At 69.4% G+C, this 13,646-nt stretch carries 17 protein-coding genes; 16 read left to right on the top strand and 1 reads right to left on the bottom strand.

What is annotated here, in order from left to right:
- The 6 genes from DKT68_RS15400 to DKT68_RS15375 form a co-directional block, all read left to right on the top strand.
- A partial coding sequence (locus DKT68_RS15400) for a hypothetical protein (RefSeq protein WP_201749051.1) occupies positions 1-1,640 on the top strand: 1,640 nt, incomplete at its 5' end.
- A 328-nt stretch (positions 1,641-1,968) separates the two neighbouring features.
- Positions 1,969-2,313 carry a hypothetical protein gene (locus DKT68_RS15395; RefSeq protein WP_109818095.1) on the top strand — a complete coding sequence of 115 codons (345 nt, stop codon included), beginning with the start codon at positions 1,969-1,971 and terminating at the stop codon, positions 2,311-2,313.
- Positions 2,314-2,322: 9 nt separating this feature from the next.
- Positions 2,323-2,667 carry a hypothetical protein gene (locus tag DKT68_RS15390; RefSeq protein ID WP_109818094.1) on the top strand — a complete coding sequence of 115 codons (345 nt, stop codon included), beginning with the start codon at positions 2,323-2,325 and terminating at the stop codon, positions 2,665-2,667.
- Positions 2,664-3,188 carry a hypothetical protein gene (locus DKT68_RS15385; RefSeq protein WP_236646910.1) on the top strand — a complete coding sequence of 175 codons (525 nt, stop codon included), beginning with the start codon at positions 2,664-2,666 and terminating at the stop codon, positions 3,186-3,188. The genes DKT68_RS15390 and DKT68_RS15385 overlap by 4 nt, the downstream gene beginning before the upstream one ends.
- Positions 3,188-3,886, top strand: coding sequence for a class I SAM-dependent methyltransferase (locus DKT68_RS15380; RefSeq protein WP_109818093.1), 699 nt, complete (start codon positions 3,188-3,190; stop codon positions 3,884-3,886). Before DKT68_RS15385 ends, DKT68_RS15380 begins: the two co-directional genes overlap by 1 nt.
- Positions 3,883-4,185: a hypothetical protein gene (locus tag DKT68_RS15375; protein WP_109818092.1), complete on the top strand. Its 303-nt coding sequence runs from the start codon at positions 3,883-3,885 to the stop codon at positions 4,183-4,185. Before DKT68_RS15380 ends, DKT68_RS15375 begins: the two co-directional genes overlap by 4 nt.
- Positions 4,186-4,267: 82 nt before the next feature.
- Here the strand turns inward: DKT68_RS15375 and DKT68_RS15370 are convergent, their stop codons facing one another.
- Positions 4,268-4,972: a recombinase family protein gene (locus DKT68_RS15370; RefSeq protein WP_109818091.1), complete on the bottom strand. Its 705-nt coding sequence runs from the start codon at positions 4,970-4,972 to the stop codon at positions 4,268-4,270.
- Between the two features lie 264 nt (positions 4,973-5,236).
- On the opposite strand from DKT68_RS15370, the gene DKT68_RS15365 reads away from it, so the two are divergent.
- From DKT68_RS15365 to DKT68_RS15320, 10 genes are all read left to right on the top strand, one after another.
- On the top strand, positions 5,237-5,638 hold the full coding sequence (locus tag DKT68_RS15365; RefSeq protein ID WP_236646909.1) for an endonuclease domain-containing protein: 402 nt from the start codon (positions 5,237-5,239) through the stop codon (positions 5,636-5,638).
- Between the two features lie 44 nt (positions 5,639-5,682).
- Positions 5,683-6,135, top strand: a complete 453-nt coding sequence (locus DKT68_RS15360; RefSeq protein ID WP_109818090.1) for a RyR domain-containing protein — start codon at positions 5,683-5,685, stop codon at positions 6,133-6,135.
- Between the two features lie 103 nt (positions 6,136-6,238).
- Entirely contained in the window at positions 6,239-6,868 is a 630-nt protein-coding gene (locus DKT68_RS15355) for a DUF7341 domain-containing protein (protein WP_109818089.1), read from the top strand.
- Positions 6,865-7,239, top strand: a complete 375-nt coding sequence (locus DKT68_RS15350) for a hypothetical protein (RefSeq protein ID WP_109818088.1) — start codon at positions 6,865-6,867, stop codon at positions 7,237-7,239. The genes DKT68_RS15355 and DKT68_RS15350 overlap by 4 nt, the downstream gene beginning before the upstream one ends.
- A 505-nt stretch (positions 7,240-7,744) precedes the next feature.
- Positions 7,745-7,999 carry a hypothetical protein gene (locus DKT68_RS15345; protein WP_109818087.1) on the top strand — a complete coding sequence of 85 codons (255 nt, stop codon included), beginning with the start codon at positions 7,745-7,747 and terminating at the stop codon, positions 7,997-7,999.
- A 199-nt stretch (positions 8,000-8,198) separates the two neighbouring features.
- Positions 8,199-9,131 (top strand): HNH endonuclease, encoded by a 933-nt coding sequence (locus tag DKT68_RS32705; protein ID WP_109818086.1) that lies wholly within the window; start codon positions 8,199-8,201, stop codon positions 9,129-9,131.
- Positions 9,128-9,487, top strand: coding sequence for a hypothetical protein (locus tag DKT68_RS15335; RefSeq protein ID WP_109818085.1), 360 nt, complete (start codon positions 9,128-9,130; stop codon positions 9,485-9,487). The genes DKT68_RS32705 and DKT68_RS15335 overlap by 4 nt, the downstream gene beginning before the upstream one ends.
- A complete protein-coding gene (locus tag DKT68_RS15330; RefSeq protein ID WP_109818084.1) occupies positions 9,487-11,118 on the top strand; it encodes a hypothetical protein in 1,632 nt (543 codons plus the stop codon). Before DKT68_RS15335 ends, DKT68_RS15330 begins: the two co-directional genes overlap by 1 nt.
- Before the next feature lie 3 nt (positions 11,119-11,121).
- Positions 11,122-12,591 carry a phage portal protein gene (locus DKT68_RS15325; protein WP_109818083.1) on the top strand — a complete coding sequence of 490 codons (1,470 nt, stop codon included), beginning with the start codon at positions 11,122-11,124 and terminating at the stop codon, positions 12,589-12,591.
- Positions 12,581-13,645, top strand: a complete 1,065-nt coding sequence (locus tag DKT68_RS15320) for a VG15 protein (RefSeq protein ID WP_109818082.1) — start codon at positions 12,581-12,583, stop codon at positions 13,643-13,645. Before DKT68_RS15325 ends, DKT68_RS15320 begins: the two co-directional genes overlap by 11 nt.
- Position 13,646: the final 1 nt, after the last annotated feature.

The following is a 13,646-nucleotide window of genomic DNA, read 5'->3' as shown; positions in this document are numbered from 1 at the left end:
ACCCCGCACCGGCGCCGGCCGCCGCCCGCACTACGCCCCCGGTCGACGGCACCGCCGCCCTCGCCATCCCCGCCCCCGACCACACCATCAAGCGGTCCATCCAGCTCGACGGCGACGCCGACACCATCCGCCAGGTGCAAGACGCCATCAACCAGGGCGCCCTGCCCGACACCTACGTCACCAACGGCGAACTCGTCGAACTCACCCGCGTCTCCGGCGACAGCTCCGCCGCCGGCCTCGCACCCGCCGAGCAGCCACCCCTGCCCGTCATCTCCACCGCGATCAGCCCCGACGGCCTCGCCGCGCTACTCGCCCACCACACCTACACGCACCGGATGAAGAAGACCCGCGACGGCGAGCTCTACGAAGAGGAGATCACCCCGCCGTCCCGGACCCTCGCGTCGGTGCTGTCCCGGCGGTACTGGCCCGGCGTACCCGCGCTGCACGGCATCGTCGGTTCCCCGGTGCTGCGCCCCGACGGCACCCTGCTCCAGCAGCCCGGCTACGACCCGGCCACCGGCCTCTACTACGCCGCGACCGTCGCCGTGCCGCACATCCCCGAGCAGCCCGGCGGTGACGTCGTCGACCAGGCCCGCCGGTTCCTGCTCGCCGACTTCCTCGGCGACTTCCCCTGGGTCGACCCCGCCGACCGGGCCAACTACATCGGTCTGCTCATCGCCCAGATCCTGCGCCCCTACCTGCGGACCATCACACCGTTCGGGCTCATCAGCGCCAGCGCCCCCTCGTCCGGCAAGACGATCCTCTCCGAAGGCATCGGCCTGCTCTTCGGCCAACGCGTCCGCACCTGGGTCCGCTCAGAAGGTGAGCAGCGCAAGGCCATCACCGCGGTCCTCGACGAGAACGCGCCCACCGTCGTGTTCGACAACATCCGCGAAGGCGAGATCATCGACTCCCCGGTGCTGGCAATGCTCATCACCACCCCGGTGTGGACCGACCGGCTGCTCGGCACCAACAAGACGTTCAGCGCCGCCAACGACCGGCTGTGGCTGGCCACCGGCAACAACATCCGACTCGGCGGGGACATGGCCACCCGCACCGTGCTGATCCGCCTCGACCCGAAGACGCCGCACCCCGAGCTGCGCACCGGGTTCGCCATCCCCGACCTCGACCGGTGGGTCAAGACGCCCGGCAACCGCACCATCCTGCTGCGGCACCTGCTCATCCTCGTCATGGACTGGATCGCCAACGGCGCCGCCCGCACCGGCCACACCATGCGCCAGTTCTCCACCTGGGCCGCGGCCACCGGCGGGTTCCTCGCCCACCACGGCATCGACGGGTTCCTCACCAACGCCGACGCCGTGCACGAGCTCGACGAGCAGAAGTCGGAGTGGATCAGCTTCCTGGGCCGCTGGCACGACCTCTACGGCAGCACCCCCAAGCTCGCCCGCGACATCCGCCAGTCCGCCGACATCGAGTTCACCGGCGGCAGCACCTACGACCGGTGGCAGGGCGACTTCATCACCGACGGCGAGAGCAACCTGCCAAAGAACGCCGTCGCCCTCAGCGCCCGGCTCCGCGGCCACGTCGACCGCTTCTACGGCGACTACGTCCTGCGCGCCAAGCGCGACACCGACAAGAACGTCACCTGGTGGTCGGTCGAGCAGGGCGGTGAGGCGTGAGCGCCCCGCTGCCGGAGTTGACCCGGAGTTGCAACTCCGGGAAATCAGTCAACTCCGGGTCAACTCCGGGTCACGTTTCCGCAGGTCAGACACTATGCCCAAAGATCAACCGGAGTTACCGGAGTTGGAATGGATGTCTTACGCGTACGCGCGAAGAAGAAGTAAGCAACGCCTCGCGCACACGCACGTATGGAACGGCCGAATCAACTCCGGCAACTCCGGGACGGGCGTCAATCCACGCCCTGACCTGCGACAACACCACCCGGAGTTGGACCCGGAGTTGGCGCGGACAGCCGGAATCAACTCCGGGACAACTCCGGGAGCCCCGATGACCGGGCCGCTCATCACCACCACCGTCAAGGTCGACACCCACCTGCGCTGCGGCGCCCCCGTGCTCACCGGCCACGCCGAAGGACTGCTCGCCCGCGTCGACCTCACCCCGCTCAACCAGACCGGCGAGATCCACGCCCTCTGCGCCGGCCTACAGACCTACACGCTCACCCGCCTCGGCCTCGTCCACCGCAACGCCTGCCGCATCGCCGGCACCGCACTACGCGACGTCGGGCCCGTACTCGCCCAGCACCGCTGCCACCGCCGGATCCCCGCCGACCACGCCGCCACCACTGCCCCGACCGTCGCCGCTGTCGTCGACCCCGACACCTGCCCGTACTGAGGAGAAGCCATGACCCAGCCGAACCAGCCGAGCGAGTACAGCCCCGGCTACGTCCTGCCACTGCCCGAGCTACGCGCCTACCGCAACAGCGCCGGCCTCCACGTCCAGGCCGTCCAGCTCACCAAGGCCAACATGCGCGCCGTCTACGAGTGGGCCGACTCCAAGCAGTTCTTCGAGCCCGCCGGGCCCAAGCCGGACGACGGGTTGGTCGTCACCGGGCTGACTATCTTCACCGCCGACGGCCGCCGCAAGGCCAACTTCGGCGACTGGGTTGTCCGCTGGGCGGTCAACGGCACCTTCGACCGGTACGACGCCCTGACCTTCGGCCAGTTCTTCACCGAGGTGCAGTCGTGAAGCGCCGCCCTCGCGACATCGGCACAAAGGCCGAGACCGCCGTCGTCCGCTACCTCCAGTCGGCAGGTTTTCCCCACGCCGAACGGCGCAGCCTCCGCGGTGCCCTCGACGCCGGAGACATCACCGGCACCCCCGGCGTGTGCTGGGAGGTGAAGGGCGGCGACGCGGCCCGCACCGCCTCCGACCTGATGATCGAACGCTGGATGGCCGAACTCGCCGCCGAGGTGACCAACGCCAAGGCCGACGTCGGGCTGCTCGTCGTCCAGCGCGCCGGGGTCGGACCGGCCAACGCTGGCCGCTGGTGGGCGTACATGCCGTGCTTCCAGGTTGCCGTGCTCGCCGCCGATGACCCGGTCGGTGCCTACGGGTCCTTCCCGGTGCGGATGTTGCTCGCCGACGCCGTCACCCTCCTACGCGCCGCCGGCTACGGCGAACCCGACCGGCCGGTGGTGGCCCCGTTCAGCCCGTCCGCCGGTGTCGGCGCCCACACCGTCAACCCGCCCGGAGAGGACGCCGCCTGATGAAGCCCCGCCTGCTCGACCTCTGCTGCTGCCAAGGCGGCGCCGCCCGCGGCTACGCCAACGCCGGGTTCGACGTCGTCGGCTGGGACACCGACCCGCAGCCCCGCTACCCGTACGAGTTCCACCAGGGCGACGCCCTCGCCGTGCTCCGCGACCGCGCCTACGTCCAGAGCTTCGACGCCATCCACGCGTCGTGGCCGTGCCAGTTCTTCAAGAAGGGCACCCTGCGCACCGTCAAGCCGGCGCTCGACCTTGTCACCCCCGGCCGCGAACTGATGCTCACCTACGACATGCCGTGGGTGATCGAGAACGTGATGGAGGCGTCGCTCGACCGGGCCCGCTCCATCGTGCTGTGCGGGGAGATGTTCGGACTTCGGACCATCCGCCACCGCCGCTTCGAGCCGTCGCCCGGCCTGACGCTGGTCGCACCGCGGCACGAGCGTCACAAGCGCCGCACTGCGCACAGCCGGCGCCGCGAGATGTGGGAGCGGGGCTACCACGCGTCGTTCACCGGCGACATCGGCACCTACGCCGGCCCCGAGGGCATGGGCATCGACTGGATGACCGGCAACGGACTGTCCGAGGCCATCCCGCCCGCCTACACCTGGTTCGTCGGCATGCAGCTGATGAACGTCCTCACCACCACCGCCCTCGCACGGGCGAAGGGCGACCAGCTCGACATGGTGAGCGCCCCATGAGTTGCGACCAGTGCGCCGGGACCGGCACCGACTCAACCCTCGTCGCCACCGACCCCTACCCGATCTACGAGCCGCACCCCTGCGGCCACTGCAAAGGAGTGCCCGAGATGAGCCTGCTCAGCCAGATCAAGAACGCGCTACTGCGACGGCCCACCCGCGTCAAGGTCGAGATCACCTATCCGCACAGCGAGTTCATCCCCGGCGCGTACACGCCCGGCCGCGCGACTCGGCGCTACGGCTGCGACGAGTGCGGCATGAAGCTGCGGCTGTCGACCTTCCACGGCCCGGTGACGTGGTGACCGTGCACACCGGATAACTCCCAGATACGGGTGCCTGCATCGCGATAACTGAGCAAATTTCCACGAACCAGGAGCGCAGATGTCAGCTCAGACCCGCCCGCCGAGCCACCGACCGGACCGCCATCGCGGACCAGCGGTCGGCTCGGCGTGGCCGGAGCCCGGCGGCGTCCAGCGCGGCGGCGATCACCCGGTACGACTGCTTGGCCTTCCGGAGTCGCACGATCTCGTCGCGGGCGGCCTGCTCGGCGGGGTTGGGTGCGGCATCACGCTCGCGCCCCTTGCCCTCACCGTGGAGCCCGAAGGCGTACTGACCGACCGCGTGCCGGCCAGCCTCGGCCTTGGCCTTCCGGCCGTCGCGCATTCGCTTCACGATCATGCGGCGCTCCAGCCCGGCGAACACCCCGGCCATCTCCCGCATCGCGGTGCGCATCGGGTCGTCGGGGTCGTCGCGGAGCACCTCCCCGCCGTCGACCGCGAACATCGACCCGCCGTAGCGCCACACCAGAGCCAGCGTCGCCTCCTGGACGGTGACGGCGCGGGCCAGCCGGTCGAGGCGGGGGACGACCAGTCCCTCGGCGGTGCGCTTCTCGATGTCGTACAGAGCGGCCGAGAGGCCGGGCCGGTCGGCGGCGTCCTTCGCGCCGGAGACCCCGGCGTCGGTGTGCAGCGCGACGAGTCGGTGCCCGTTGGCGCGGCACCACGACCGGACGGCCTTCTCCTGGACGTTGAGGCCGAAGCCGTCCATCTGCGACTCGGTGCTGACTCGGAGGTACCCGGAGAGCTTCATAGTGCCCCTGACCTGCGGTGTAAACGAGACTCCAGATTAGTTTACAATGGAGCTATGAGCGACGGCGCTTCTGAACTGGGCAAATGCGGACGTAAGACCAGGAGGGGTGGCCGTTGCACCGCACATCGGACGTCCGGCTACGACTCATGCGCGCAGCATCTCACCGCTGAGGAGCGCGCCGAGTACGACCGCCACCGCGCTCGGCCCACCCCGTTCGACCAAGCGTGGGCCGATCCGATCGAGCCGGCGTGCTGGTGGTGGCCGGTGCTCGACATCGCCGCGCTGCTCGACATCGCCTGCGAGGGGTTCAGCAGCGACGCCCGCGAGATGATCCTCAGCGCGCCCGCCGGGGCCCTCGCCATGCAGGCGTGGCAGGAGGGGCTCTGCGCGATCCGCGGCCGTCGCGCCGGCCGCGGTCTGGTGCTTGACCACGATCACGCCACCGCGTTGGTCCGGGGCTACCTATGTCGGTCCTGCAACGTCCGCGAAGCACACACGGTTGGCGTCTTCGACCTGTACCGGCAGCGCAACCCCGCCACGATGCTTGGCGTCCGCGAGCAGTACTGGAACGACGTAGCGGAAGCGCTCAACCCGCAGTCACTCCAGCCCACTCCACCCCCGACCGACCGCTGGCGGCAGAACCCCGCCGCCGGCATCGGCCTGTGACCACCACCGCGCCGCGCTGAGCGGCCCAACGGAAGGACAGCGCCATGGCCGACACCACCGGCCCCGCTCTGCCGAGCAAGCCGGATATGGCGGCCTTCGCTCGGGCGGTGCGCTTCCGCGAACGGGCGGTCCAAGCCGCCTTGGAGCACTTCGTCCGCATCGACATGTACCCGGAGAGCATGTACGCCCGCGCGGCGTTCGACGCGATGGAGGGGCTGATCCGAGAGGACGAACGGGAGCGGCTTGCTGAGGCTAGTCGGCTTATGCCCGCCGAACCGATCGAGGAGATGACTGAGGCGCTGTCTGAGGCCGTGCACGTGGCATGGATGGAGACGAAGACCCAGCAGGGCGTCACGTCGCGTCGCAGCGAATGGGGTGAGGAGCAGATGGTGCCCTACCGCGACCTGTCGGAGCGGGCGAAGGACCTGGATCGCGGCACAGTGCGAGGCGTCCTGGCGGCCATCGACCGGGCCGGCTACCGCATCTCACGGGCCTGACACGCCGGTGGCCCAGGACCGGCGAAGTCCTGGGCCACCACCAGCACCCCGACAGGGCGCCCGTACACACCGGCCAGCCTACAGATCCGGGGGGACCACTGAGATGGACCGCGACGCCACCATTACCGCCATCACCGGGCTCGCCGAGCAGCTCTGCGACCCGCACCACCACGTCGAACGCGTGCGCTACTGGGACAAGAACCGCAACGAGAAGCACCGCGAGTGGCGCACCACCCAACCCGGACTCCTCACCCAACTCCATCAGGCCGCTGTAGAGCCCGTAGAAGGCCGAACAGAGCCCGGCCCTAGGTCGGTGCCGGGTAGCCGCCCACCGCTCGCCCTGGAAGCTCTCAGCACCCACGCGGCCATCTGCACGCACGTCGCCCACTGGTGCACATCCCTCCACCTGGACCTTCGGGACACCGCCGAGGCCAACCTCCGCGCCCTCATCGGCGCCACCCCGCAACTCGACGACGACGACCTCACCCTCCTCGCCGCCGAAATGCGCCGCTGGCACCGGTGGGCGTCCGTCGCCACCGGCTGGACCGCACCCCTGTTCGCACCCCACGTCCCCTGCCCCGCCTGCAAGGTCACCGGCCAGCTGCGCGTCAACCTCCACGCGCAGATCGCCCACTGCCGCGCATGCCAAGCCACCTGGGCCAGCGACGACGGATCGATCTACCACCTGGGCGCGTACATTCAGGCCCACACCAGCAGGAAGGCAGCAGCATGAGCATCGTCGACACCATCGACCACGCGATCAGTGACTGGGAGACGTCACCAGACGCGATGCGTTGGGCGGCCGACGCCTCTGCCCCTCAGCCTGCCTCAGGCGGCATCGCCGGCCTGGCGGAGGCGCTGGACATCCCGCTCACTCAGTGGCAGCAGCTCGTGCTGGCGCACCCAACCCGGATGGCCGCCGACTTCGATCGCGTCCGCGTGTCCTTCACGGCTGCGGCTACACAGTTCGCCGAGGCCATGAAGGGCATCGGGGCGGCACTGCGACCCATCCTTGACGAGGGGCTGTGGACTGAGGCGCCACGCTTGGCCCGGGTCACCCGGTTGCGGCGGGCGTACCGGGCCAAGCGACGCCACCACTGGTGACCAGCGCGCCAGCTTGACGTGTAGGCCCACTACCTACGAAGATGTGACCTACCAGAAGTGTCTTCGAAGCCCCGCCAGTGCCCCCGTGCCGGCGGGGCTTCGTCGTACCCGAGGGGCGGGGAACGCGGGCAGGCCGGCTGTGGCGACTGGCCTGCCCGCACCGCACCAGCACGGAGGCGAACAATGCCCCGAGCGAAGCGCGTCTGCTCAGCACCTGGATGCCCACAGCTAACCGATGGCGGCCGTTGCGGTACGCATAGACGCGAGGCAGACCAGGCGCGAGGCAGCAGACAGCAACGCGGATACGACCGGGCTCACGAGCTGGAGCGCAAGCGGTGGAAGCCAGCCGTTGACCTGGGCAAGGTGGACTGCAAGGCACCCACCTGCGTCATGCCCACCCGTCGCATCCGGCCAGGTCAGGACTGGGACTTGGGGCACACCGAGGACCGCCGCACCTGGCGCGGACCCGAGCACATGCAGTGCAACAGAGGATGGAGGCGCGACCGTGGTAGACCCTGACGACGTCGGCCCAGCCATCGAACGGGACCTCGCCGACGCCATCGCCAACGTGCTGGCCGAGCACGAGAAGAGCATGGTCACCAAGTGGGTTGCCCTGGTCGAGAGCATGGACGCAGACGGAGACCGCGGCCTCTGGACGCTCACCAGTGACGGTGTCAAGGCATGGGACACAGTCGGCCTGCTGCAGCACGGCCTGCACATCCAGCAGGCGCAGACGCTGCGGCCGGAAGACGACGACTGACATGGCCACAGTGCACGTCGTCCCCGTTAACGACCTCATCGAGCACGACAGCAGCGGCGGTCAGGACTGCGTGTGCGGCCCAACTACGGAGCCGGTCCCCGGCGAGGACGGGTCGATGGGCTGGCTCGTCAGCCATCACAGCCTCGACGGCCGAGAGCTGCGCGAGCAACGGCGGTAACTGTCGCATCTACCTGCGATAATGAAAGGGCCCGGCGGGTGCGCTAACACCCCCGGGCTATGGCCGATCCAATTGAGGTGGACCGACATGGCAGATGCTACCTGCCCCCAGTGCGACGGTGCTGTGCAGCGCCGGAAGAAGTCAGGCCCTCCGCCGACGTACTGCTCGCAGCAGTGCAGGCGCGACGCCTACGCCGCCAGATGCCGAGCTGACGGCCGGTATGCCGCGATGCTCGCCGCTCGTGTGGCGAACCGCAAGCCGACGACCCATCGCCTCACCTGTCGCGTCTGCCTCGCCGAGTTCGAGTCCAAGCAGCGCGGCGTGGCTTACTGCTCGAAGCGGTGCCGAGAGGCCGGCAACGGACGGGGCTGCGACCGCGAGGGCTGCCCTCGACCACACCGGGCCAAGGGCCTGTGCAACCGGCACTACAAGGACGAACGCTACCCAGACGTTCGCTTCGCCATCCCGGAGGATCCGGAGGGGAAGCGGAAGCGCGACCTCATCAGGGCCAAGCGGCGTAGAGCCGCCCAGCGCCGAGCCGATGCGGAGAACGTCGACCGCGATGTGGTCGGTGAACGGGACGGGTGGCGCTGCGGAATCTGTCACCGCAAGGTTGACCAGCGCAAGGCGTACCCACATCCAATGAGCGCATCGCTCGACCATGTCGTGCCGCTGTCGTTTGGCGGCCGGCACACCTACGCCAACACCCGGATCACGCACCTCCGTTGCAACATGGCGCGGAGCAACCGCGGCGGCGATGAACAGCTTCGCCCTCGTGTGACTCAGCGTGACTACCACCCCCTGGCACCCACCCCCGAGGGGTGGCCTGAGCAGTACCGCCGGGGAGATGGCTCGCTGTCCAGAGCCCTGAAAAGTTTCCGGAGGTGCCTGTGGCTACGGAGCGTGCACCCTCCGGCCTGGGTGCGAAAGGGCGCCGACTGTGGCGCGAGATGAACGAGCTGGCGCAGTTCAACCCAGCTGAGCGGGTCATCCTTGAGGAGGCCTGCCGGATTGCCGACCGGCTCGACACCCTGGATCAGGTGCTGTCTGGCGACGCGTCGGGGTGGATGCGTCTGAAGCAGAGCCAAGATGGATCCGAGGTGACGGTGACGCTTGACAACGCGTTGTCGGAAGCCCGGCAGCAGGCCAACGTCTTGAAACAGCTTGTGGCGTCGCTCCGGATCCCGGACGAGGTATCAGGAAAGCGTCCGCAGCAGCGCGGTGGCTCGCGGGGTGCATACCGGCCGTCCGCCGCGAAATCAGCGGGCACGGTGACGAGCCTGCGTGACCGGCTACGGCAGCCTGGCTGATGCCCTGGAATCCGGAGCGGGCCGATGACCCGTTGAATCTGGGTTTCCCGACGCTGGGCTACGACGTGGCAGCCTGGATCGAGGCGTTCTGCTGCCACGGTCCGGGGGACGTGGTGGGCACGCCGGTGGAGTTCCACCGGGATAAGGAGTTCCTGAAGTTCTTGTGTCACGCCTATCGGCTCGATCCGATGACTGGCCGCCGCGTCTTCGATGAAGCGGTCTTGTCTCGGCCGAAGGGCCGGGCCAAGTCGGAACTGGCTGGCTGGATCGGAGTGGCCGAGGCGCTAGGCGAGGTGCGTTTTGATGGTTGGAACGCCGACGGGCAGCCGGTGGGCCGCCCCGTCGTATCGCCCCTGCTGAAGTGCCTGGCCACGGAAGAGTCGCAGGCCGGGAACACGTTCGAGAACATCGCCTTCATCTGCGGCGAGTGGGGCAAGGACACCCACCCCGAGATCTACGAGGCCATCTCCGGCGCCCGCAACTACCAGTCGGCGACCGCGCTGTACCTGCCGCACGGCGGCGAGATTCGGGCGTGCACGTCGGGCTCGGCGTCGAAGGACGGCGGGAAAGAGACCTGGGTGTGCGCCGATGAGACGCACCTGTACGTGCTGCGCGAGCTGAAGAGCATGTACGGCACGGTCAGTCGGAACTTGGGCAAGCGGGACCAGCCGTGGCTGATGCAGACCTCGACGGCGTACCGGCCGGGTGAGCAGTCGGTGTTCGAGGACACCCTGACCGCGTGGCGCAAGGGCGAGCTGTCGCCGTCGGTGCTGATGGACCACCGCGAGGCGAAGGGCCGTATCGACCTCGACGACGAGGCGCACACGAAGGCGCAGTTGCGGCAGGTGTACGGCGAGGCTGCCGGGTGGTTGGACTTGGACCGGATTTACCGGAACATGCGTGACCCGCGGATCTGCGCCGACGAGGCGGAGGCGGCCCGCTACTACCTGAACCGGCCGCTGTCGACGAAGGACGCCTGGATCGCGCTGGACGTGGTGGAGCGGCAAGCCCGTAAGGAGGCCGTAGCCGCCGGCGAGGCGATCGCGCTGGGTTTCGACGGATCGCTGCGCGACGACGCGACGGTGCTGATCGGCGCGCGGATGTCGGACGGGTTCCTGTTCCCGGTGGGGATCTGGGCGAAGCCCAGCGGACCGGAGGGCAACTGGTGGGAGGTCCCCCGCTCGGATGTGCTGGCCGCCATCCGGGAGGCGTTCGCCCGCTACCAGGTCAGCCGGTTGTACGCCGACCCGCACGAGTGGCGGTCGGACGTCGACAGCCTCGCTGAGGAACTGGGCGCTGAGCGGGTCCTGTCGTGGGAGACGCGGCGGGATGTGCAGATGGCCGCGGCGTTGGACCGGCTGCGCACCGACCTGATGAACGGCGCCGTGTGGCATTCGGGTGACGCGGTGTTCGTGGAGCACTTCGGCAACGCGTACGTGCGGCGTAAGGGCGGGCACCGGCTGGTGCGCAAGGAGCACGACCAGTCCAATCGAAAGATCGACAGCGTGGTGGGCGCCGCGCTGGCATACGAAGCCCGAGCAGACGCGCTGGCCGCCGGCTGGTCCGGCGAAGAGGTCAGCTCGAAGATGGTCGTTTTCCGCAACCGGAACCGGAGCATGAGGGGGTCGTAGCGCATGGCGATGACCCCTGAGGAGACAGTCTCGTACCTCGACGCGAAGCTGCTGAAGGCTCAGCGGCACCTGCGCCGGCTGGACGCCTATTACGAGGGCGAGCAGCCGCTGCGGTTCCTGGCGTTGGAGCTGAAGCAGGAGTTCGGGGAGCGGCTGGCGGAGCTGGTCATCAACTGGCCGGAGATGGTCGCGGACGCCTACGAGGCGCGCCTCGACCTGACGGGTTTCCGCTTTCCGGGCAGCATCTCCAACGGCGTAGACGTCGACGACGCGGACGCGGACGTGTGGGGCATCTGGCAGGACAACGACATGGACCGTCAGGCCCCGCAGGCGCATCTGGAGTCAATCGCGCTGGGCCGCTCGTACGCGATTGTCGGCGCGCGCGGCAAGCTGGCCGAGGGGCCGGCGGCCGAGGACGCGCCGGCGGATCCGTTCGACGTTGACACGGACTCTCCGCTGATCTCGGTGGAGCACCCGACGCAGTGCATCACCGAGCAGGACCCTCGGACCCGGCAGCCGGTGTCGGCGCTGAAGCGGTGGAAGGACGCCGACAACGTGCAGCGGGCAACCCTGTACCTGCCCGACTCGACCCGGCACTTCGTCCGGGCGCGCCGGTGGGTGGAGCAGGACCGCGACGAGCACAACCTGGGCGTGGTGCCGGTGGTGCCGCTGGTCAACCGGGGCCGGATGCTCAAGCACGACGGCCGGTCGGAGTTCGCCTCGGCGATCCCGCTGGCGGATGCGGCCAACAAGATGGCCACGGACATGATGGTGTCCGGGGAGTTCCACGCGATGCCCCGTCGCTGGGCGCTGGGCATGGGCGCTGAGGACTTCGAGGACGAGAACGGCAACACGATCTCGCCGTTCGAGCAGATCGCTGGCCGGATCTGGGCGCACCCGAAGAAGCCGGGCGAGGTGGAGGTCGGCCAGTTCCCCGAGTCGGACTTGTCGGTGTTCCACAGCACGATCCGGGTCCTGGCGCAGCTGGCCGCGCAGTTGGCGGCGCTGCCGCCGCACTACATGAGTTTCAACACCGACAACCCGGCCAGCGCGGACGCCATCCGGTCGTCTGAGGCGCAGATGGTGAAGCGGGTGGAGCGCAAGCAGACCGGGCTGGGCGCGGACTGGCGGCGGGTCATGGCGATCGCGCTGCGGATTCGCGACGGCGAGGACTGGGATTCGCGGGTGCGTCGCATGAAGGTGGTGTGGCGCGACGCGTCCACCCCGACGGTGGCGCAGGCGGCCGACGCGGCGGTGAAGAAGCGCCAGCAGGGCATCACGACGCTGCGGCAGACCCGCATTGACCTCGGGTACGCGCCGGAGGAGATCCGGCGCATGGAGGAAGAGGACGAGGCCGAGGCCCAGCGCGACCCGGTGCGGCGGATCGCTGACGAACTGAACGGCGCTCGGTCGGTCACGCCGCCGGCGGAGACACCGGCGGAGCCGGTCGCGGAGCCGGCCAGTGTCGGCTGAGCAGGTCGCCCGGTCGCACTACCGCCGGCGGCGGCTGCTGGTGGAGGCGCTCGCCGCGGTCGCCAAGCGGCTGTGGCTGCGGGTCGACCCGGCGGACATCGCGCGGTCGTGGACGACGCAGCTCGCCGAACTGGTGGCGCTGACCAACGCCACGCAGATCGCGGCGGCCCGTTCCGCCGACGAGTACGTGGACGAGGTGCTCGACGCCCAGGGCATCAACCCGTCGCCGGCGGGCCGGTTGATGGCGGCGTCGGTGGCGGGTGTCGCCTCGGACGGTCGTCCGCTGGCCTCGCTGTTGTACGAGCCGGCGATTCGCGCGCTGTCGGCGGTAGGAGCTGGCGCTGAGGTGGACCGGGCGCTGGCGGGCGGGTTCGCGGCGCTGGACACGATGGTGCGCACCCAGGTAGCGGATGCGGGCCGTGCGGCTGACCAGGTGGCGCTGGTGTCCCGGCCTGCGGCGACCGGCTGGGTCCGGATGGTGGTTGGCCGTACCTGCGGGCGCTGTGTGGTGCTGGCGGGCCGCCGGTATTCGTGGCAGGCGGACTTCGATCGCCATCCGCATTGCGACTGCATAGCAGTTCCCGCCGGTGAGGACACGGCTGACGACATCCGGACCAACCCGCGGGCCTGGTTCAACCGGCTTGACGAGATCGAGCAGAACCGGCAGTTCACGGTGGCGGGCGCTCAGGCGATCCGCGACGGCGCCGACATCGCGCAGGTGGTCAACGCTCGGCGAGGCGCGTTCGGTCTCACCCCGGCCGGGGCGCGGATCACGGCCGATGAGGCGCGGATGCTGCGCGGCGGCCGGGACCGCGGCCGGCTGCAGGTGTCGGACGTGTTCGGTCACCAGCTGTACGTGACGACGGAGGGCACGACCACGCGCGGTCAGGCTGGTATCCGGTTGGGTGCCCGCCGCGATCGGGTGAAGGTCGAGAACGCCCGGTACACGTCGGCGAAGGCTCCGCGGCTCATGCCCGAGAGCATTTACAAGATCGCGGACGGGAACCGCGACGAAGCCATCCGCCTGCTACGGCGGTTCGGATATATCACCTGAC

Source organism: Micromonospora acroterricola (assembly GCF_003172955.1).
GTDB lineage: Bacteria > Actinomycetota > Actinomycetes > Mycobacteriales > Micromonosporaceae > Micromonospora > Micromonospora acroterricola.
The sequence above is the reverse complement of the archived record's forward strand: the minus strand, read 5'-3'. Positions and strand labels throughout refer to the sequence as shown.

What these genes read in the sequence shown, in the direction of transcription:
- DKT68_RS15395 (WP_109818095.1), top strand. Translation starts at nt 1,969, where the DNA reads ATGACCGGGCCGCTCATCACCACCACCGTCAAGGTCGACACCCACCTG.
- DKT68_RS15390 (WP_109818094.1), top strand. Translation starts at nt 2,323, where the DNA reads ATGACCCAGCCGAACCAGCCGAGCGAGTACAGCCCCGGCTACGTCCTG.
- DKT68_RS15380 (WP_109818093.1), top strand. Translation starts at nt 3,188, where the DNA reads ATGAAGCCCCGCCTGCTCGACCTCTGCTGCTGCCAAGGCGGCGCCGCC.
- DKT68_RS15375 (WP_109818092.1), top strand. Translation starts at nt 3,883, where the DNA reads ATGAGTTGCGACCAGTGCGCCGGGACCGGCACCGACTCAACCCTCGTC.
- DKT68_RS15370 (WP_109818091.1), bottom strand. Translation starts at nt 4,972, where the DNA reads ATGAAGCTCTCCGGGTACCTCCGAGTCAGCACCGAGTCGCAGATGGAC.
- DKT68_RS15360 (WP_109818090.1), top strand. Translation starts at nt 5,683, where the DNA reads ATGGCCGACACCACCGGCCCCGCTCTGCCGAGCAAGCCGGATATGGCG.
- DKT68_RS15355 (WP_109818089.1), top strand. Translation starts at nt 6,239, where the DNA reads ATGGACCGCGACGCCACCATTACCGCCATCACCGGGCTCGCCGAGCAG.
- DKT68_RS15350 (WP_109818088.1), top strand. Translation starts at nt 6,865, where the DNA reads ATGAGCATCGTCGACACCATCGACCACGCGATCAGTGACTGGGAGACG.
- DKT68_RS32705 (WP_109818086.1), top strand. Translation starts at nt 8,199, where the DNA reads ATGAAAGGGCCCGGCGGGTGCGCTAACACCCCCGGGCTATGGCCGATC.
- DKT68_RS15335 (WP_109818085.1), top strand. Translation starts at nt 9,128, where the DNA reads ATGAACGAGCTGGCGCAGTTCAACCCAGCTGAGCGGGTCATCCTTGAG.
- DKT68_RS15330 (WP_109818084.1), top strand. Translation starts at nt 9,487, where the DNA reads ATGCCCTGGAATCCGGAGCGGGCCGATGACCCGTTGAATCTGGGTTTC.
- DKT68_RS15325 (WP_109818083.1), top strand. Translation starts at nt 11,122, where the DNA reads ATGGCGATGACCCCTGAGGAGACAGTCTCGTACCTCGACGCGAAGCTG.